This window comes from Trinickia violacea, assembly GCF_005280735.1.
GTDB classification, from domain to species: Bacteria; Pseudomonadota; Gammaproteobacteria; order Burkholderiales; family Burkholderiaceae; genus Trinickia_A; species Trinickia_A violacea.
This window is the reverse complement of sequence record NZ_CP040078.1, coordinates 1,205,922-1,224,569: the sequence shown is the minus strand read 5'-3', so window position 1 is coordinate 1,224,569 and position 18,648 is coordinate 1,205,922. Positions and strand designations below refer to the sequence as shown.

At 64.0% G+C, this 18,648-nt stretch carries 16 protein-coding genes; 5 read left to right on the top strand and 11 right to left on the bottom strand.

The annotated features are described in order from the left end of the window. Window positions 1-174: 174 nt before the first annotated feature. The gene (locus FAZ95_RS27555; RefSeq protein WP_137335644.1) at window positions 175-606 is read left to right on the top strand and encodes a cupin domain-containing protein; all 432 of its coding nucleotides are present in this window, start codon (window positions 175-177) and stop codon (window positions 604-606) included. A 57-nt stretch (window positions 607-663) separates the two neighbouring features. On the opposite strand, the gene FAZ95_RS27550 is transcribed toward FAZ95_RS27555, so the two are convergent. Both FAZ95_RS27550 and FAZ95_RS27545 read right to left on the bottom strand, forming a co-directional pair. Next, window positions 664-1,392, bottom strand: a complete 729-nt coding sequence (locus FAZ95_RS27550) for an OmpW/AlkL family protein (protein ID WP_137335643.1) — start codon at window positions 1,390-1,392, stop codon at window positions 664-666. A 216-nt stretch (window positions 1,393-1,608) separates the two neighbouring features. Then, window positions 1,609-2,925, bottom strand: coding sequence for a polyhydroxyalkanoate depolymerase (locus FAZ95_RS27545; protein ID WP_137335642.1), 1,317 nt, complete (start codon window positions 2,923-2,925; stop codon window positions 1,609-1,611). Window positions 2,926-3,302: 377 nt separating this feature from the next. Between FAZ95_RS27545 and FAZ95_RS27540 the strand changes: the two genes are divergently transcribed. Next, window positions 3,303-3,959, top strand: coding sequence for a glutathione S-transferase family protein (locus tag FAZ95_RS27540; protein WP_137335641.1), 657 nt, complete (start codon window positions 3,303-3,305; stop codon window positions 3,957-3,959). Between the two features lie 123 nt (window positions 3,960-4,082). Beyond that, window positions 4,083-4,673 carry an IMPACT family protein gene (locus tag FAZ95_RS27535; RefSeq protein WP_137335640.1) on the top strand — a complete coding sequence of 197 codons (591 nt, stop codon included), beginning with the start codon at window positions 4,083-4,085 and terminating at the stop codon, window positions 4,671-4,673. Window positions 4,674-4,740: 67 nt separating this feature from the next. Here FAZ95_RS27535 and FAZ95_RS27530 read toward each other — a convergent pair whose 3' ends face one another. From FAZ95_RS27530 to FAZ95_RS27505, 6 genes are all read right to left on the bottom strand, one after another. Next, on the bottom strand, window positions 4,741-6,411 hold the full coding sequence (locus tag FAZ95_RS27530) for a GMC family oxidoreductase (RefSeq protein WP_137335639.1): 1,671 nt from the start codon (window positions 6,409-6,411) through the stop codon (window positions 4,741-4,743). A 30-nt stretch (window positions 6,412-6,441) separates the two neighbouring features. After that, window positions 6,442-7,659, bottom strand: coding sequence for a mandelate racemase/muconate lactonizing enzyme family protein (locus tag FAZ95_RS27525; protein WP_137335638.1), 1,218 nt, complete (start codon window positions 7,657-7,659; stop codon window positions 6,442-6,444). After that, entirely contained in the window at window positions 7,656-8,972 is a 1,317-nt protein-coding gene (locus tag FAZ95_RS27520; RefSeq protein WP_137335637.1) for an MFS transporter, read from the bottom strand. The genes FAZ95_RS27525 and FAZ95_RS27520 overlap by 4 nt, the downstream gene beginning before the upstream one ends. Before the next feature lie 149 nt (window positions 8,973-9,121). Continuing rightward, window positions 9,122-10,546, bottom strand: a complete 1,425-nt coding sequence (aldA, locus tag FAZ95_RS27515; RefSeq protein WP_137335636.1) for an aldehyde dehydrogenase — start codon at window positions 10,544-10,546, stop codon at window positions 9,122-9,124. Window positions 10,547-10,808: 262 nt separating this feature from the next. Beyond that, window positions 10,809-11,750: a LysR substrate-binding domain-containing protein gene (locus FAZ95_RS27510; RefSeq protein ID WP_137335635.1), complete on the bottom strand. Its 942-nt coding sequence runs from the start codon at window positions 11,748-11,750 to the stop codon at window positions 10,809-10,811. Window positions 11,751-11,845: 95 nt separating this feature from the next. After that, window positions 11,846-13,117: an NRAMP family divalent metal transporter gene (locus FAZ95_RS27505; RefSeq protein WP_137335634.1), complete on the bottom strand. Its 1,272-nt coding sequence runs from the start codon at window positions 13,115-13,117 to the stop codon at window positions 11,846-11,848. A gap of 345 nt (window positions 13,118-13,462) precedes the next feature. Here FAZ95_RS27505 and FAZ95_RS27500 point away from each other — a divergent pair, with 345 nt between their 5' ends. Continuing rightward, the gene (locus FAZ95_RS27500; protein WP_137335633.1) at window positions 13,463-15,049 is read left to right on the top strand and encodes an inorganic phosphate transporter; all 1,587 of its coding nucleotides are present in this window, start codon (window positions 13,463-13,465) and stop codon (window positions 15,047-15,049) included. A 105-nt stretch (window positions 15,050-15,154) separates the two neighbouring features. Here the strand turns inward: FAZ95_RS27500 and ppk2 are convergent, their stop codons facing one another. From ppk2 to FAZ95_RS27485, 3 genes are all read right to left on the bottom strand, one after another. After that, on the bottom strand, window positions 15,155-16,078 hold the full coding sequence (ppk2, locus tag FAZ95_RS27495; protein WP_137335632.1) for a polyphosphate kinase 2: 924 nt from the start codon (window positions 16,076-16,078) through the stop codon (window positions 15,155-15,157). Window positions 16,079-16,203: 125 nt separating this feature from the next. Then, window positions 16,204-16,599: a VOC family protein gene (locus tag FAZ95_RS27490; protein ID WP_137335631.1), complete on the bottom strand. Its 396-nt coding sequence runs from the start codon at window positions 16,597-16,599 to the stop codon at window positions 16,204-16,206. Window positions 16,600-16,700: 101 nt separating this feature from the next. Further along, window positions 16,701-17,297 carry an FUSC family protein gene (locus FAZ95_RS27485; RefSeq protein WP_175425782.1) on the bottom strand — a complete coding sequence of 199 codons (597 nt, stop codon included), beginning with the start codon at window positions 17,295-17,297 and terminating at the stop codon, window positions 16,701-16,703. Between the two features lie 286 nt (window positions 17,298-17,583). Between FAZ95_RS27485 and FAZ95_RS27480 the strand changes: the two genes are divergently transcribed. Continuing rightward, on the top strand, window positions 17,584-18,609 hold the full coding sequence (locus FAZ95_RS27480) for a S1C family serine protease (protein ID WP_137335630.1): 1,026 nt from the start codon (window positions 17,584-17,586) through the stop codon (window positions 18,607-18,609). Window positions 18,610-18,648 lie beyond the last annotated feature (39 nt).

Sequence of the window (18,648 nt, the reverse complement as noted above, 5' to 3'; positions counted from 1 at the left end):
GATGGCCTCACGCGTTTCAATACGGTGCGCACGCTGCAAACGGGCGCATCGCTGCACCGTATCCCGTCCCGCCACGCTGCGCCATGCGCGGCGAGCGACGCTCGACGGCCTTCGGCGCGATGGAACGCTTGATGCTTTTTCTTCTCGACGGCCCACCGGCCGAGGAGCATCGACATGACTGCCCCACTCACTACCCGGTTCTCGCATGTGCGCCCGCAAGACACGCAGTATGTCGACAACGGCCTGCGGGATTTCTTTCTCTACCGCGATCTGGGCATCGCCGAGGCAACGGGCGGCAAAGTGCTCGCTCAACTCGTGAAGGCGAACATCCCGCCCGAACTTGGCACCGGCTGGCACCGCCACGAAGCCGAATTTCATATCGTCATCATGTTGAAGGGCTGGGCCCGCTTCATGTACGGCGATCAGGAAACGCTCGTCGCGGCAGGCGACTGCGTGCATCAGGCACCTGGCATCGTGCACTACCTGTTCGACTATTCGCCGGAAATGGAATATCTGGAAATCGTCGCGCCCGCCGACTTCAAAACGATCGACGCCGAACCGGTCTGCGACGTGCCTGCCGTTACACCGTGGCCGGAAGCGACCTGACGAAGCGGCGACGCTCGCCTCGTTTGCTTACGAAGCCGCGCGCCGCGAGCGAGTGCCTTAGAACCGATACCCGACCGACGCAAACGTGATGATCGGATCGAGCTTGATCTTCGACGTGCTCGTGACGGTGCCCACGCTCGACTGGGTCGTCAGCGTGGCCTTCGTCGACAGCCACATATAGGAAACCGACACTCCCGCCGACCAGTGCTTGTCGAAGTTGTACGTAAAGCCCGCATTGACGACGGGTGCGAACGAGTTGCTGAGCTTCGCGCTCGTCGCGCCTTCCAAGGCCGTGCCGTAAGTCGACGAATACAGGAAAGCCCCGCTCGATACCGCCGTGCTCAGCTTCACCCCGCTGTACCAGACATACGAGCCGCCCGCGCCGACAAACGGCCGGAACCGGCTTTGCGCGTCGTTGAAGAAGTACTTCACGAGCACGGTGGGGCTCCATTCGTAGGCCGATCCCATCTGGCCGAGCGCGGCGAGCGTTCCGGTGCCCGACAGCGTGAATCGCGGCGGCGCGCCGAACACCGCTTCGGCCGCGATGTGATCGGTGACGAAGTAAGTCGCCGTAATGCCGATCGTGTCCGCGTTGTCGACCGTCGCGCCCGAACCGGCCGAGGTCGTGCTCGCGCCGAGCGCGTTGATCGTGAACGGCTGGCTCGACACCTGCGGCGCGAAGTGGAACCAGCCGACGTTTGCAACGACATCGCCCGCGCTTTGCGCATGCGCGGATGTGGCCGCGAGCAGGGCTGCTGCCATGCCAATTGCTCGGTTGTGCTTCATATCTCCTCCTCGTTGTTAAGCGCTGTGCGTGGGACCGGAGTAAGGCTCTGCATGGGACCGGAGTAGGCGCTAAAGCGCCAACTTCGGTCGACACGCTAAAGCGCCAACTCCGGTCGACAGCGTGAAGGCGATTCTATGTGCACGACCGTTCGTTTCGGCATGCCGCCGATAGTGGATGACCTCTGGAATTTGGTAAGGATTCGACGCGCGGCTGCGCTAACCCGGCAACGGCGCCGTCGCCGTTGCGCGGGGTTCGTCAGCGCTTCCGAGCGGCGCGGGTTGGATGCGCGCGGAGAGCGTCGGGGCCGCCTCGTTGTCGTGGATCACGGCACGCACGAGCGGATAGATCTGCCGCTCCCAGCGTTTGCCGTTGAATACGCCGTAGTGCCCGACGCCCGTTTGCACATGATGCGTCTTCAGATACGGGCGCAAGCGCGAGCAAAGATCCTGCGCGGCGAGCGTCTGGCCGATCGCGCAGATATCGTCCTTTTCGCCTTCGACCGTCAACAGCGCCGTGCGCCGAATCATCGATGGATCGACGAGCCGCCCGCCCACCTCCAATGCGCCGAGCGGCAACGCGTGCTGCTGGAACACCGTGGCGACCGTCTCGATGTAGAACTCCTCGGCAAGATCCATCGTCGCGAAGTATTCCTCGTAGAAAACGCGGATCGCCTCGGCTTTTTCCGCATCGCCCTTCGCGCGCTCGTAGAACATGTCGGCGATCGAGTTCGCGTGACGCTCGGCGTTCATCGAAATGAACGCGCTCAGCTGCACGAAGCCCGGATAGACGCGCCGATGCGCGCCCGCAAAACCCGGCGGCACCGCGCTGATCAGGTTCTTCACGAACCATTCGATCGGCTTGCTCTTCGCCAATTCGTTCACGCGCGTCGGATTGATGCGCGTATCGATCGGTCCGGCCATCAGCGTCATGCTCGCGGGCTGGGCCGGATGTCTGTCTTCGGCCATGAGCGCCACGGCGGCGAGCGCCGCCACCGTCGGCTGACAAATCGCCATCACGTGCGCCCCCTCGCCGAGGTGCTCCAGAAAACGGATCACGTGCTGCACGAATTCCGTCAAGCCGAAGCGTCCGTGCTTGAGCGACACGTCGCGCGGATTGTGCCAATCGGTGATGTAGACGTCGTGCTCCGGCAGCATCGTGCGCACGGTGCCGCGCAGCAGCGTCGCGAAGTGGCCCGACATCGGCGCGATCATCAGCACGCGCGGATGCACGGCCGGCGTATCCTTCTTGAAGTGCAGCAGCGAACAGAACGGCGTGCTCGCCACGACCTCCTCGAGCACCGCGGTCTCGCGTCCATCCACCTCGATACTCGCGATGCCGAACTCAGGCCGCTTATGCGTGAGCGTCGCCAGTGTGAGCACGTCGCAAGCGGCGCCGTAGTAGCGCACGCCATCGAGCGCGGCGAGGCCGGGCGGCCACGTATCGATGAGCGAGCCCGTCATGCGGGCCACGTCGGAGACGGGGCGCATGACGTCGGACACGGTCTGATAGGTTGGATACGCTAGCCAATTCATGATCCCGCCACGGCAAAGAGGCTGTCGAATCGACGCAATACGTATGCCACGGCGCGACGCATCGCGTGCGGATGGGCGCGCATGAGGCATGTGTTGCACGAGCGGTCCGGGTGCGGGTCTGACTGTGGGTCTGGTTGCGATATGCACCACGCGACACGTGCATTGGCATGGCTATTGCGCGCGTCCTAGCGTGGCATGCAGCGCCAGTCGCGGCACCGCGGCACTGTCTCGCGGCGGGTTGCGGATTGCGCTCGATCGGCCGGCACATCGAGCCAGCGCGACGGCCATCCATGCGTCGCCGACAGCGACGAAGTGGTGCACGGATGCATCGAAGCAGTGCATGCTGAGTTTGCAGCACCCGCTTAGGGAACACCGACATGTCGAAAGCGACTTTGACCATCAGCAGCCGCAATTACTCTTCGTGGTCGCTGCGAGGTTGGCTGCTGACGAAGTTCAGCGGCCTGCCGTTCGACGAAATCGAAGTCCCGATCGACGCGCCCGGCGTGCGTGCCGAAATCCTGCTGCTGTCGCCGTCGATTCTCGTGCCTTGTCTACAGCACGACGGCATCAAGATCTGGGACACGCTCGCGATCGCGGAGTACCTGAACGAAGTGTGTCCGCAAGCCGGATTGCTGCCTTCCGACCGCGCGGCACGCGCGCATTGCCGCGCGATTTGCGGCGAGATGCATTCGGGCTTCAGTGCGCTGCGCGGCGCGCTGCCGATGAACCTCAAGGCACATTTTCCGGGCTTCAAGGTGTGGTCGCGCGCACAAGGCGACATCGAGCGCGTGTTCGAGATCTGGCGTGATTGTCTCGCGCGATACGGCGGCCCGTTTTTGTTCGGCGAAGATCAATGCGAGGCGGACGCGATGTACGCGCCGGTCGTCACACGCTTCATCACCTACGATGTGCCACTCGGCGACGACATCAAGCCATTCTGCGCGCGCATTCTCGAACTGCCTGAAATGAAGGCGTGGATCGCTGCGGCGCAAGAGGAAACGGAAGAGATCGACGAGCTCGACGTCGAGTTTTAGGGCCTGCTCACGCTAAAAACAGGCGCCTGCGCGCTCTGCGCTACCATTGCGGGACTCGGCTCATGCGGATCGCCATCGCGCGAGCCGCTTTCCATCGATCCCGCACCCTCTGAACCGTTCACCTTGCCCACTTTCACGCTTGCCGCCGCCGTCAGCGCCGAACTCGAAATCCGCAAAAGCCGCTTCATCGCGCACGCCCTCCCGGTCGCCGACCGCGAAGCCGCGATGGATGAACTGCGCCGCCTGCGCGCAGCGCATCCCGCTGCGACCCACGTCTGCTGGGCGCTGCTCGCGGGCGGGCAATCGGGGATGTCGGACGACGGCGAGCCTTCCGGCACGGCGGGCCGGCCGATTCTCGAAGTGCTGCGTCATCACGATCTCGACGGCGTGCTCGCCGCGGTCGTGCGCTATTACGGCGGCGTGAAGCTCGGCGCGGGCGGCCTCGTGCGCGCCTACACCGATGCGATCGCTAGCGCGCTTTTGAATGCAGAGCGTGTCGAGCGGATTGCGCTCGCATGTCTTGTCGTCGAGATGGGCTTTGCCGACGAGGCGCGCGTGCGGCGCTGGATCGAGCAGGAAGGCGCGGAGCTGATCGACAGCGTCTACGAACTGAACGTGCGCCTCACGATTCGCATGCCCGCAACGGCAATCGATCCGGCACGCGACGCGCTGCGCGATCTCACGCAGGGGCGTGCGGCGTTCCCCACGACGTAAAGGAAAACACGCGCAAAAACGGCGCGCGCGGATCGATCAACCCACGCGCGCCGTCACCACAGCGATATCAATGCGAATGCAGCGCCTCGGAAGCGCGCGCTGCACCGCCGCGCCCGGCCGACGCTTGCGCGTCTTCGAGAATCAGCTCGGCGCCCTTCTCCGCCACCATCATCGTCGCCGCATTGATGTTGCCCGACGTGACGTTCGGGAACACCGACGCATCGACGATCCGCAACCCCTCGATGCCATGCACCTTGAGACGCGAGTCGACGACCGACGTGGCAACGTCGTCGCCCATCGCGCACGATCCGCACAGGTGATAGATCGAACCCGAGTTCTCGCGGAAATACTTGAGCATGTCGGCTTCGGTCGTGCACTGCGGGCCGGGTGAAATTTCCTCGATCGTGATGTCCTTGAGCGCCGGGGCGGTCATCAGCTTGCGAATCAGCACACTGCCTTGAATCGCTTCGTCGATGTCCTTCTGCGTCGTCAGCGCGTTGATGCGGATCTTCGCGGCATCTTCCGCGCGGTTCGAGCCGATTTCGATCGACCCGCGGCTCGAAGGCCGGCACGGATTGAACGCGACCAGGAAGCCCGAATACGGTTCCGGCTCGAGGCTCGCCTTGTTGCTCTTCGGAATCCGATACGACAGCGGATTGAAATAGAGCTGGAGGTTCGGATGCTCGAGCGACTCGTCGCCCTTGAAGAAGCCGCCGCCCTGGTTGACGCTCATCGAGAGCGGCCCCTTATGCGTGAGCAGATATTGCAGGCCGATCTTGAGCTTGCCGAGTAGCGGCCGCATCTCGTCGTTCAACGTCTTCACGTTGGCGCGGAAGTAGAAGCTCACGCACAGATGGTCCTGCAAATTCTGGCCGACGGCCGGCAGCTCATGCACGAGCGGCACGTTGTATTTCGCGAGCAGCGCCTTTGCGCCGACACCCGACAACTGCAGCAGCTTCGGCGTATCGACCGCGCCCGCCGCCATGATGACTTCCTTGCTTGCCGTGAATTCGCGCTGCTTGCCGTGCTGCGTGAGCGTGATGCCGACCGCGCGCTTCTTTTCGTCGAAGAGGACACGCGTGACGAGCGCGTCGCGCTCCACCGTGAGGTTCGGACGGCCGAGCACCGGATGCAGATACATGAAGCTGCTCGATGCGCGCTGCCCGTTCTTCGTGTTCAGATCGTAGATGCCCGCGCCGTCGATCTGCTCGCCGTTGAAGTCTTCGTTGCGGCGGTAACCGAGCTGCTCGCAGCCTTTGAGGAACGTGTGCACGATCGGGTGCACGCCTTCCTTCATCGGCGTAATGCCGATGGGACCGTCCGCGCCGTGATACTTCGTGTTGCCGAGCGGATGCGATTCGAGCTTCTTGAAGTAAGGCAGCACGCCTTCGTACGACCAGCCCGGGTCGCCGGCGGCGGCCGCCCAATCGTCGAAGTCGTGACGCTGGCCGCGCACGTACACCATCGCGTTGATCGAGCCCGTGCCGCCTTGCACCTTGCCGCGCGGGCAATAGATCGAGCGGTTGTCGAGCTCTTTCTCGGGCTCGCTGTAGTACATCCAGTTGTAGGTCTCGTTGTAGTAGGTCTTCGTGAAGCCTACCGGGACCTTGAACCAGAACGAGCTGTCCTTGCCGCCCGCTTCGACGAGCAGCACGGTGTACTTGCCCGACTCGGTCAGGCGATTGGCGAGGATGCAGCCCGCGGAGCCCGCGCCGACGATGATGTAGTCGTATTTCATTTCAGCATGCCTTATACGATGCGTGTCTCGTCAGCCCTTGGCCGGCGAAAAGTCGTTGACGTCCTGCGGCTTCGCCGCCATTTGCAGATGCAGACGCTCGCCCGTGTACGGGCTGTGCTTCTTCACCACGTCCATGTTCAGCTCGATGCCGAGGCCCGGCTCCTTCGACGGAACGATGTAGCCCTGCTCCCAGCGGATCGGCGTCTTGACGACTTCCGCATGGAAACCGCCCCACGTCATGATGCTTTCCTGGATCAGGAAGTTCGGCGTGCACGCCGCGAGCTGGATGCTCGCCGCCGCGCCCACCGGACCGTTGTACAGATGCGGTGCGATTTGCGCGTAGTACACCTCGGCCAGCGTCGCGACTTTCTTCGCTTCGAGCAGGCCGCCCACGCGTGCCACGTTCAATTGAATGATCGACGCGCCGCCCGCTTCGAGCAGCTTGTGGAATTCGTACTTCGTCGTCAGGCGCTCGCCCGCCGAGATCGGAATGCTCGTGTGCTTCGCGACTTCGGCCATCGCGTCGGGCTGCCCCGGCGGCACCGGCTCCTCGAACCACAGCGGATCGTATTTCTCGAGGCGCTTCGCCAGGCGGATCGCCGACGACGGCACCATCTGCCCGTGCGTGCCGAACAGGATGTCGGCCTGGTTGCCCACGGCCTCGCGCACCTTGCGGCAGAACGTTTCGCAGCGGTCGAGCACCTCGAGCGAAAGCTGATGGCCCGAGTACGCCGTGTACGGGCCAGCCGGATCGAACTTGACCGCCGTGAAGCCCTTCTTGACGTTCTCGGCGGCGCATTCGGCGGCGAGATCGGGATCGTCGTAGTCGTACTCGCCCTTCGAATTCTTCGGATACAGATACGTGTACGAGCGCAGCCTCTCGTGCACGAGGCCGCCCAGCAGCTCGTACACCGGTTTGTTCGCGGCTTTGCCGACGATGTCCCAGCACGCCATTTCCAAGCCGCTCACGACGCCCATCATCGTCAGATCGGGGCGCTGCGTGAAGCCGCTCGAATAGCATTCGCGGAACAGGCGCTCGATACGGTGCGGATCGTGGTTCAGCAAGTAGCGCTGGAACACGTCTTCGATGATCGGCACCATCGCCTTCGGATGGAACGTCGCCGAGTAGATTTCGCCGACGCCTTCGATGCCGTCATCGGTCTTCAACTTCACGAAGATCCAGTACATGCCGCCCACGTACGGCGGCGGAACAGCGACGACATGCGTTTCTAGCGAGATAACTTTCATTTCGCACCCGATTTCCTGTTGTGGAGCCTGCTTCTCAATACCAGCGCGGCAACCGCGCCCAAGAGCGCCATGAACGCGACGCAACCGAAATAGATCTGATAGCCGAGCGCACCCGGGAATGTCTGCGTGAAGTAGCCGTTGACCAGCGGCAGGAACACGTCCGGCGAGTAGCCGAGCACCGAGATCAGGCCGATCGCCAGACCCGCGATGTGCGGCGGCACGTTGCAGTCGTCGAGCAGCGCCCAGTAGAGGCCGCGGATCGCGTAGGTCAGCACGCCGAGGAACAGCACGAGAAACACGAGCGACACGTTGCTGTGGAACCCCGGCGACGCGATCAGCACAACCAGCGATACCGCAGCCAGGACCAACGCGAGAATCAGAATGTTGACCTTGGAGAACCGGTCGCCGAGAAAGCCGCCGCCGATGCCGCCGATCGGCCGCATCCACAGCTTGAGCGTCGTGATCGTGCCGGCCGCGACCGCGGAGAGTCCGAAGCCGCCTTCCTGCAGATACGGGGCGAAGCTATAGGTCGCCCAAAACACCTGGTAGCCGCAGAACACGATGGCCGTGACGAGCCACAGTTCGGGAATCGACGCGAGCTGCTTGAGATCGGTCAGCACATTGCCGCTGTGCTTGCGAGCGGCCACCGTGGCGCCCTTCGCTTCGGGATCTTTGACGAGCGCGAGCAGAACGCCAAGGCCGATACAGATGAACGCATACATATGGACGACGAGCTTGAAGCCCGTGGCGGCCCCTTCGCCGCGCGTGTTCGTCACATAGGCGAACAAGCCGATCGCAATCGTGGCGAGCATCGCTTCGATCAAGCCGCGGCCGCCGTCGAGCAGGCCGAAGAAACGCCCTTGCTCGTCGTGGGCAATCATGTTCACGCGCTTGATGACGGCTGCCCAGAACGTCAGCCCCGTGGTGATGCCCCAGCCGCAAAAAATCAGCATCAGCATCGGGAACGACGACGCCGTCGCATACCAGACGCCGAGCAGGCCGGTGCCGATCAGCGAAAAGCAGATCAACAAGCGCGGTGCGATGCGATCGGCGAGCCAGCCGCTCGGCAAATAGCTCACGAGGAACAGCGTGCCGAGCGACGAGTACAGATACCCGAGTTGCGCATCGTTGATGGCGAACACTTCGAGCATCGTCGTCTGATACACCTGACGCAGATACAGAATCGGATAGATCGCGCCCGCCGCGAGCACCAGCAGCATCAGCTGCACATAGCGCTGCCCGCGCGTGGCCTGCGCCGCCGCGCGACTTGCCGCTTCGACGGCTACGGCCTGAGACACTTCACTGCCTGACATTAAGACACTCCGTCATCGACGCGTCCAACACGCATAGCGATCCTAATCACATGCGGTTCGGCCGAGTCTCCTGATTGTTCTGTTTCTTATTGCGATGCGCCGTGCCCGGTGAGCACGGCGCGTGTTGCGCGACAGGGCTTGGCGCCCGGTCAGTACTTCATGACGACGAGGCGCGTCTGCGTGAATTCGAGCATGCCGTGCTTGCCGTCGTCGCCGCCGAGGCCCGAACGCTTCCAGCCCGCGTGGAAGCCCTGGTACGGATCGGCCGGCGTGCGGTTCACATAGAGCTCGCCCGCTTCGATCGCATTCGCCACCTTCATCGCCGTGCGGTAGTTCTCGGTATAGAGCACCGACGACAGACCGAACTGGTGATCGTTGGCCATCTCGATCGCTTCGTCGATCGTGCGGTACTTGAGCACCGGCATGATCGGACCGAAGGTTTCTTCCTGGACGATCTCCATGTCCTGACGCACGTTCGTGAGCAGCGTCGGCGGATAGAAGTACCCCTTGCCTTCCGGAATCCGGCCGCCGGTTTCGACCTTCGCGCCTTCGGCTACCGCGCGCTCGACCATGGCGTGAATGCCCTTGCGCGACGCGTCGTTGACGAGCGGGCCCATGCGTTCCGGATGCTCGCTGCGATCGCCGATCTTCACCGCGCTCATGTGCTGCTTGAGGAGCGCGACGAAGCGCTCATAGACGCTTTCCTGCACGTATACACGCTCGATGGCCGTGCAGAGCTGGCCGCAGTGCGTCGTCTTCGACGCCACGAGCGCCTGCGCGGCTTTTTCGAGGTCGGCATCGGCCTCGATGATCGCGGGCGTCTTGCCGCCCAGTTCCAGCGACGGCTTCGCGATATTGGCCTTGCAGTACTCGAGCACCTTGCGGCCCGCGTTGACGCTGCCCGTCAGCGTGATCATGCCGACCGCCGGATGCGTGCAGACCGCCTCGGCCGTGTCGTGATCCATCGAGACGATGTTGACGACGCCTGCCGGGAAGCCCGCGCGGTCGACCGCCTTGGCGATTTCGAACGCGGAGGTCGGCGTGTTGTTGCTCGGACGGACCACCACGGTGTTGCCCGAGATCAGCGCCGGCGCGACTTTGCGCATCAGCGTGTAGACCGGGTAGTTGAACGGAATCAGGCAAGCGACGACGCCGATCGGCTCGCGCTGCAGAAAGAGGTTTTCATCGGGCGTATCGCTCGGGATGATTTCGCCTTCGATGCGGCGCGCCCATTCCGCGTGATAGCGGGTGATCTGACCGGCGTAGATCGACTCGTTGGTCGCGTCCGACACGCTCTTGCCCGATTCCGCCGCGAGCGCGCGGCCGATGTCCGGCGCGAGTTCGGTCAGCGCGTCGGCGAGCTTGTGCATGTAAGCGGCGCGCTCGGCCGCCGGCAGCTTGCGCCAGCTCTTTTGCGCGGCAGCCGCCGCTTCGACGGCCGCCACGGCCTCGGCCTTCGTGGCGGCTGAGATCTCGGCGATCTGCGCTTCGGTCGCCGGATTGAAGACCGCGATGCGCGCTGCGCCGGCGGGCTCGGTGAACTGACCGTTGATGTAGTTTCGATCGACTCGCATAGTCATTGCCCAAGAAGATGGAAGCGTTGCCGCTCGCGACCGGTAAAACGCCGCGAATACAGGGGAGTGAGTGAATTCTTGGCGGCGGATGCGGGCTCAGCAAGCGAGTATTTCGAGCGACAAACATTCGAAAAACTCACGTTGCCAGGCTAAGGCCGATGACCATTGAAGATGGCGGGACTCGGCCGGTTGCGGGTTCGGGACCGGCCTAGGGAAAACACCAAGACGAGCGGATGCGAATTAAATATGAGATTAAAGCATCTCAAAGACGCGCTTGAAGCGGTTCACGCGACGGCGACGACGGTTCCAGATTGCGCTCGGCCAGCCACACCTCCTGCTGCAGCCATTCCTTGAACTGAACGAGATGCGGCAGCGCGGTTTGCTCGGGCCGCGTCACGAGCCAATACGATTGATGGCCGTCCACGTGGACATTGAGCACTTGCGTCAACTGTCCGCTGGCGAGTTCGCGCGCGATCATGCTGCGGTCCGCGATCGTGATGCCGAGGCCGTCGACCGCCGCGCGAATCGCGTGATCGAGCAGATCGAATTCGTACCCGCCTTGGATATCGACGCCCTCGATGCCGGCCGCCTTCAGCCAGTGCTGCCAGGTCAGGTAGCGCTGATCGTCGCTCGCGAGCACGTGCAGCAGCGTGAAGCGGTTCAAATCGATGCCGTCCTGATCCTGCCGCCGCGCGAGCAGCGCCGGCGCGCAAACGGCGACATGACGCTCCTGCATCAGCAGCACATTGTCGAGCCCCTCCCACTCGCCGTTGCCGAAGCGGATCGCACAATCGAGCACGCTCGATTCGGCGAGGCTGTCCTGTGTGCGCGTGGTGAGGCTGATCTCGAGCTCCGGATGCTGCTCGCGCAGCCGGCCGAGGCGCGGCATCAGCCAGCGGCTCGCGAAGGTGGGCGGCGCATTCACGCGCAGGCGGTTCAGGTGCGTCTTCTCCTGGATGCTGCGCACGGTGAGTTCGATCTTGTCGAACGACTGCTGCAGCGCCTGCAGCAGCACGCGGCCCGCGGCCGTCAACTCGAGATGATGATGGCGGCGCTGCAGCAGCGGCTCTTCGAGTTGCTCTTCCAGTTGCCGGACCTGCCGGCTGACCGCGCTTTGCGTCACGTTCAGCAGTTCTGCCGCACGCGTGAAGCTGCCGGTGCGGCCGGCCACTTCGAAGGCTTTGAGCGCGTTCAGCGCGGGCATTTTTCGTTTCAAGTCGCGGGCCCTATGGCGAAGGTGGCAAAGACGGCCAGGCTGGCAAAGCCGGTTCGGCTACCGGTTCGGCATCGGCCGGGCGCTCATTTTACGCTGCCGATCCAGCCCCACAGCGCGCCGAACCAGCCGAGCACGCAGACGGCGAACGTCGCGCCGGCCAGTATCCACGTATACGGGCGCGACAGCTTCGCGGCATCCGGCAGCGCCCGCGCGGCCAGTGCGACCAGGAGGCCGAGCACGAGCGGCAGCAGGAACGCGTTGACGACCTGCGCGCCAATGTTGAGCCACACGAGATCGCGCGACGCCCAGACGAGCGCCGCGCTGCCCGCCACCGCGGCCACGTAGACGCCGTAGAACCACGGCGCCTGCTGCGGCCGGTATTCGAGCGAACGTCTGACACCCGTGACCTCGCCGACACCCCACGCGAGCGCAAGCGACGCGACGATCGCCGCCACCAGCGCCGCGCCGAGCACGCCGGCGCTGAACACGACCCGCCCCCACTGCGCGCCGAGCAGCGGCGCGAGCGCACTACTGATCTCGCCGACGCTGTCGAGCGACCCGTGCGCGCCGCTGCCGCCGCTTCCGCTGCTCGCGCCGAGCGTCGCCGCCGCGGCGACGAGCACCGCCGCCGTCAGCGCCTGCGTGAGCACGGCGCCGACGGCCGTATCCCAGCGCTCGGCCTGGCAATCGGCGGGCGTGAGCCCCTTATCGGCGACGGCCGCCTGCTGGTAAAACACCATCCACGGGTTGAACACGGCGCCGATCAGCGCGGCCACGAGATATAGGAACTCGTGATTGCCGAGCGGCAGATCGGCGACGTCGGCGGCGACCACGCGCCAATCCGGGTGCGTCGACCATGCGACCGCGAAAAACGCGAGTTCGAGCAAGCCGATCAAGAGTGCCATCCGCTCGATCCGCCGATACGAGCCGGTCGCGACAATGGCCACGAGCCCCAGCGCGGCAGCGGGCAGCGTCAGCGAGCGCGAGACGCCGAACAGCTCGCCGATGCCCGCCACGGCCGTGAACTCGGTGACGAGCGAGCCGACGGTGGCGACCCCAAGCCCCGCGACCGACACCCACGACCACACGGGCCCGAAGTGCTCGCGAATCAGCTCGCCATGTCCGCGCCCGGTATAGATGCCGAGCCGCACGGTCAGCTCCTGCGCCATATAGAGCAGCGGGATCAGCAGCACGAGCAGCGGCAGCAGCCGATAGCCCCATTGCGCGCCGGCCTGGGCGGCTGTGACGACGTTGCCGGCGTCGGTGTCGGCGAGCATCACGAGGAGCCCCGGGCCCCACACGGCAATCGAGCGGAGCAGAGGCAAGCGTCTGACCGTAGACCGAATCTGATTCATCCGTCTTTCGTTCGTCTTTATGAGAAATGTCACAGGATAACGCTTGCCGACCGGCTCCTATTCTCAGGATAATGCCGCGTCACTCAGCTGAAACACGCCTCCGATCCAATAACACCGGGCCATCATCCCATTTGCGATGAACTAACCGGTTTGCGTAGTCCGCCGTCCTGCCATAAGCCGTTAGTCAGTTCCTGCCTCATCCTGCAACGCCGATTCATTCATAAGAAACACCACGAATTATTTATTTCGTATTGCAGATTATCGTAAGAAATCCGACATAAATCCTTCACAGTTATCCTGAGACTTGCGCAGTACATCGTAAGTCTCGCGATCACGGAGCCGGCCATGCCAGACCTCTCCTATCCCCAGACGAGTACGATCAGTGGGCGCGGGCGCAATATCAGTTTCGCCATCTTTTTACTCATCATCGCGATCGGCGCCGTCTACGTCGCCGCCCATATCGCATCCGATCTACAGCCCGTCAAACTAGGCTCCGCACTTCCCTATTTGCTGCTCGGCGTCGCGCTTCTCATCGCGCTCGGCTTTGAATTCGTCAACGGCTTTCACGATACGGCCAACGCGGTCGCCACCGTCATCTATACGAATTCGCTCGAACCGCATCTCGCGGTGGTCTGGTCGGGCGCGTGGAATTTTCTCGGGGTGCTCGTGTCGACCGGCGCGGTCGCGTTCGGCATCCTGCAGTTGCTGCCGGTCGAGCTGATCCTGCAGGTCGGCAGCGGCGCCGGCTTCGCGATGGTGTTCGCGCTGCTGATCGCCGCGATCATCTGGAATCTCGGCACCTGGTTCTTCGGACTGCCGTCGTCGAGCTCGCATACGCTCGTCGGCTCGATCATCGGCGTCGGCTTGATGAATCAGATCATTCATGGCCCCTCGGGCACGAGCGGCGTCGATTGGGCCCAAGCGGCCGGCGTCGGCAAGGCGCTGCTCTTCTCGCCGATCGTCGGGTTCGTGCTGTCGGCCCTGCTGCTGATCGTGCTGAAAGCGCTCGTGCGCGTGCCGAAGCTGTATTCGGAACCGACGAAGAATACGCCGCCGCCGTTCTGGATTCGCGCGCTCCTGATCCTGACCTGCACCGGCGTCTCGTTTGCACACGGCTCGAACGACGGCCAAAAGGGCATGGGCCTCATCATGCTGATCCTGATCGGTACCGTGCCGACCGCCTACGCGCTGAACAAGGCCGTGACGCCCGCGCAAACCGAGACGTTCATCGCGGTCACGCAGCACGTGTCCACGGTGTTCGAGAAGTATACGAATGGCGCCCCGCCTTCCCAGGACCCGCGCGCCGACGTCGAATCCTACGTGCGTACGCGTCAGTTGACGCCCGAGACGATGCCCGCGCTCAAGCAGCTCACCGAAACGATCGGCGAGCAGGTCCACCGATCGGGGTCGATGGCCGCCGTGCCGCAAAGCGTCGTCGACAACGTCCGCAACAACATGTACGTCACGTCCGAAGCGATCCGCCTGATCGAAAAATCGAACGCCGTCGCCTTCTCCCCGGACGACAAGAAGGCGATCGACAACTACAAGAGCCAAGTCGACCATGCGACCAAGTTCATCCCGACTTGGGTGAAGGTGGCCGTCGCGATTGCGCTTGGCCTGGGCACGATGGTCGGCTGGAAGCGGATCGTCGTGACGGTCGGCGAAAAGATCGGCAAGCAGCACTTGACCTACGGGCAAGGCGCCTCCGCCGAGATGGTGGCGATGGCGACGATCGGCATGGCCGATGCTTGGGGCCTGCCGGTTTCGACGACGCACGTCCTCGCCTCGGGCGTGGCGGGCACGATGGCCGCCAACGGTTCCGGCCTGCAATGGAGCACGGTGCGCAGCCTCGTGCTCGCGTGGGTGCTGACGCTGCCGGCGTCGATCATGTTGTCCGGTGCGCTTTACTGGGTGTTCCGGCAGCTTTTCTGACGCGTTCGCGACACTCCCTGCCGGCCTGCTTTCACCGCCGGCGCCCAAATGCAATCGGCCGCCCTTTTGGGCGGCCGATTTGCTTTCAGTGCATGGTTACGCGCGTCAATAGATTTCCGGCACGATCATGGTCGACGGCACGGGCTGGCGGAGGTAGTCGGGGTGATGCACGCGCGCGGGCAGCGTCACCGACGGATGCTCGACGTCGGTATACGGCACCTGGTCCAGCAGGTGATGAATGCAGTTCAGGCGCGCGCGCTTTTTGTCGACGGCCTGCACGACCCACCACGGCGCCTCGGGAATATGCGAGCGCTGCAGCATGATTTCCTTCGCCTGCGTGTAGTCCTCCCAGCGGCGCCGGCTTTCGAGGTCCATCGGGCTCAGTTTCCACTGCTTGAGCGGATCGATGATGCGGCTCTCGAAGCGCACTTCCTGCTCTTCGTCGGTAATCGAGAACCAGTACTTGATGATCTGAATGCCGCTTCTCGAGAGCATCTTTTCGAACTCGGGAACCGAGCGGAAGAACTCCTCATATTCCTCATCGGTGCAGAAGTTCATCACGCGCTCGACCCCCGCGCGGTTGTACCAGCTCCGGTCGAACAGCACGATTTCGCCGCCGGCGGGCAGGTGCGCGACATAGCGCTGGAAATACCACTGGGTGCGCTCGCGGTTGTTCGGCGCAGGCAGCGCCGCGACGCGGCAGACGCGCGGATTCAGGCGCTGCGTGATGCGCTTGATCGCGCCGCCCTTGCCCGCGGCGTCGCGTCCCTCGAAGATCACCACGAGCCGGTGGCCCGTGCTCACCACCCAGTCCTGCAGCTTCACGAGCTCGCCTTGCAAGCGGAACAGCTCGCGGAAATACATCTTGCGCGATTCGCGCGCTTCCGCCGAAAACACGCTATCGCCGTCGAGCTTGCGGTCGTCGACCTCCATCTCGAGTTCTTCGTCGTAGGCGTCGATCAGGTCTTCTTCGAAGCGGCGCTGGCGTTCCTGGTTGAGCGTGTCAGCGGGGTTTTCCTTTTCGTTCATCGATTTTCTCCTCTACGGCAAATAGTGGCGCAACCAACGATTATCGAATTGGCTGGTGTCAGGCGTGTTACCTGTCCCTAACTGCCGAAAACCGATTCTCGCCGATTCAACGCCGATAACCGGCTTTAACCCAAAGGCTTGGCAAAGCTCAACTCGTGCCCGTCGGGGTCGCGGATGTGGAAATAGCGCTCGCCCCACGGCGCGTCCGATGGGGCGAATTCCGGCGTCAAGCCTGCGGCCAGCGCCTTCCGGTACATCGCGTCGACGTCCGAGACATAGACGATCGTTCGCCCCCAGCCCGGGCCCGTCCCGGGCGGCCTCCCGGCCTCCGCGCTCAGATTCAGGAACGACGGCCCGAAAGCAAACGACGTAAACGCCGCATCCGGCCCGCCGTACTTGCGTTGAAAACCGAGCGCTTCGTAAAAGCGCACAGCGGCGCCCATGTCGCGCGTCACCAGCGTAATCGCGCTCAAACGCTCTATGCCGGGCTCCGGCGTCGCGGGAATCGGGTTCGTTGCCATCGAAACGCTCGTCGTAAGTGTCGTAGAACAAAACAAATTCGTCACCAACCCGGTGCAACCGCTTGATTCGTGCGGCTGGGCCTGCCTCGCGCTGCCAATCCTTACCCGATTCTAGTGCCCGCCAGCACGCGCTGAAGCCTCGATACGAGCAGGCTGACGAACAGCGCGCTAAGCGTGCCCAGCGTCACCTCGCCGAGCCGGTAGAGCGCCACGTCCCAGAGCGGGCCCTGCTGCGGGACCAGCAGCACGATCGTCGCGGTGATGGCGCCGAGGCGCGCCGCACTGCCCACGTTCACGCACCAGCAGACGAGGATCACCGCCCCGATGGTCGTCGCATAGCCGAGGATCTCGTGCGTGCCGGCGCCGAGCCACGCGCCGGCGAAGCCGAACAGCCCGCCCGCCATCGCGCCGATGAACTGGTCACGCGACAGATTCCGGGTGTCCGCATAGGTGTGCTGCGTCACGGCAATCGCCGTGATGGCGGCCCAGAAAGCCTGTTCCGGATGCACCGCCAGGCCGATGCCGTATGCCATGCACGCCCCGCCCATCGCTTGCAGCGCCATCAGGAGGCCCTCGGCGAGACGGTCGCGAAACGGCAGGCTCTTGAGGAGCGCGAACAGCAGGTCGCCGGCCTGGGTGCGGACTTCTCGGCGGGTCTGCTTGGCGTCGGTGGTCGTACGGGTCATGTTTTCAGTCATGGGGGAATTCCGAGGAGACGCGGCGAGCCTTGCACTCGCGGCGTCAATCATCCAATACGTTGCGCCGGGCCCGGAATCGAGCACTGCGAACCGAACGGCCGCGCGCAACGGATTCCGGCATTATGCCTAGGGCCTCGGTTCGCGCGAATAACAGGTCCTAAGTAGCCGCCCCGCAATATCGCCTCGACGCGCGTGCCGAATCAGCCTGGAAGGGCTTCCCGCGCCCATCTTGAAATCGGGACGCTCGCCACGCATATGCGGGCCTCAATTCATCAGGAGCGTCACGATGGGACGCCGTCCGCAATTCATCGACGACCTGACGCGCACGCCGTCAGGTGCCGGAGACCCCACCCCGCTCGGCGACGACGCGCTGCTCGACGCCTACTCGCGCACCGTAATCGGCGCGCTCGAGCGCGTGCAGCCGTCGGTGGCCTATGTCGCCGTCGAGCGGCAGCCGGCCGGCGGCGCGAACCGGGGTGCGCCGCGCGGCGGCAGCGGCTCCGGGTTCCTCTTCACACCCGACGGCTACATGCTGACGAACAGCCACGTGATTCATGGCGCGGCGCACATCGGCGTGACGCTCGCGGACGGATCGCAATACGAGGCGAGCGTCGTCGGCGACGATCCGAATACCGATCTCGCGGTGCTGCGGATCGGGTCGGCCGAGGCGCTGCCGCATGTCGAACTCGGCGAATCGGGGAAGCTGCGCGTCGGGCAGATTGCGATTGCGGTCGGCAATCCGCTCGGGCTGACGCAGACGGTGACGACGGGAGTCGTGTCCGCGCTTGGGCGGTCGCTGCGCTCATATTCCGGGCGGATGATCTACGACGTGATTCAGACCGATGCGGCGCTCAATCCCGGCAACTCCGGCGGTCCGCTCGTCAACTCGGCGGGCCAGGTGATCGGGGTGAATACGGCGATCATTCCAGGCGCGCAGGCGCTTTCGTTTGCCACGGCGATCGATACGGCGAAGTGGGTGGTGATGCAGCTGTTTGCGCATGGGCGCGTGAGGCGTGCGTATATCGGCATTGCCGGGACGACGACGCCGATTCCGCGCAAGGTGCAGCGGTTTTTCGAACTACCGGCTGCGACTGGGGTTCATGTGATGGAGATCGTCGGCGGCAGCCCGGCTGCGGCGGCCGGGCTGCGGGCGGGCGATACGCTGGTGGCGGTCGATTCCGTTACCGTCGACGGGATCGACGCGCTGCAGCGGGTGATGGACGCGTCGAGGGTCGGAAAGGACGTAGAGGTTGTCGTGATTAGGAGAACGCAGAGGCTCGCGTTGAGGGTGGTGCCGGTGGAACAGGGGTAGGCGTTCGGGGGGCCTCATCCGCCCCCCGAAGCGTTCGCA

Excerpts from the sequence above, each read along its gene's own strand:
- FAZ95_RS27480 (WP_137335630.1), top strand. The coding sequence starts at position 17,584 with ATGGGACGCCGTCCGCAATTCATCGACGACCTGACGCGCACGCCGTCA.
- FAZ95_RS27490 (WP_137335631.1), bottom strand. The coding sequence starts at position 16,599 with ATGGCAACGAACCCGATTCCCGCGACGCCGGAGCCCGGCATAGAGCGT.
- FAZ95_RS27510 (WP_137335635.1), bottom strand. The coding sequence starts at position 11,750 with ATGCCCGCGCTGAACGCGCTCAAAGCCTTCGAAGTGGCCGGCCGCACC.
- FAZ95_RS27505 (WP_137335634.1), bottom strand. The coding sequence starts at position 13,117 with ATGAATCAGATTCGGTCTACGGTCAGACGCTTGCCTCTGCTCCGCTCG.
- FAZ95_RS27525 (WP_137335638.1), bottom strand. The coding sequence starts at position 7,659 with ATGAAAGTTATCTCGCTAGAAACGCATGTCGTCGCTGTTCCGCCGCCG.
- FAZ95_RS27550 (WP_137335643.1), bottom strand. The coding sequence starts at position 1,392 with ATGAAGCACAACCGAGCAATTGGCATGGCAGCAGCCCTGCTCGCGGCC.
- FAZ95_RS27530 (WP_137335639.1), bottom strand. The coding sequence starts at position 6,411 with ATGAAATACGACTACATCATCGTCGGCGCGGGCTCCGCGGGCTGCATC.
- FAZ95_RS27520 (WP_137335637.1), bottom strand. The coding sequence starts at position 8,972 with ATGTCAGGCAGTGAAGTGTCTCAGGCCGTAGCCGTCGAAGCGGCAAGT.
- ppk2 (WP_137335632.1), bottom strand. The coding sequence starts at position 16,078 with ATGAACGAAAAGGAAAACCCCGCTGACACGCTCAACCAGGAACGCCAG.
- FAZ95_RS27485 (WP_175425782.1), bottom strand. The coding sequence starts at position 17,297 with ATGACTGAAAACATGACCCGTACGACCACCGACGCCAAGCAGACCCGC.
- aldA (WP_137335636.1), bottom strand. The coding sequence starts at position 10,546 with ATGCGAGTCGATCGAAACTACATCAACGGTCAGTTCACCGAGCCCGCC.
- FAZ95_RS27545 (WP_137335642.1), bottom strand. The coding sequence starts at position 2,925 with ATGAATTGGCTAGCGTATCCAACCTATCAGACCGTGTCCGACGTCATG.
- FAZ95_RS27500 (WP_137335633.1), top strand. The coding sequence starts at position 13,463 with ATGCCAGACCTCTCCTATCCCCAGACGAGTACGATCAGTGGGCGCGGG.
- FAZ95_RS27555 (WP_137335644.1), top strand. The coding sequence starts at position 175 with ATGACTGCCCCACTCACTACCCGGTTCTCGCATGTGCGCCCGCAAGAC.
- FAZ95_RS27540 (WP_137335641.1), top strand. The coding sequence starts at position 3,303 with ATGTCGAAAGCGACTTTGACCATCAGCAGCCGCAATTACTCTTCGTGG.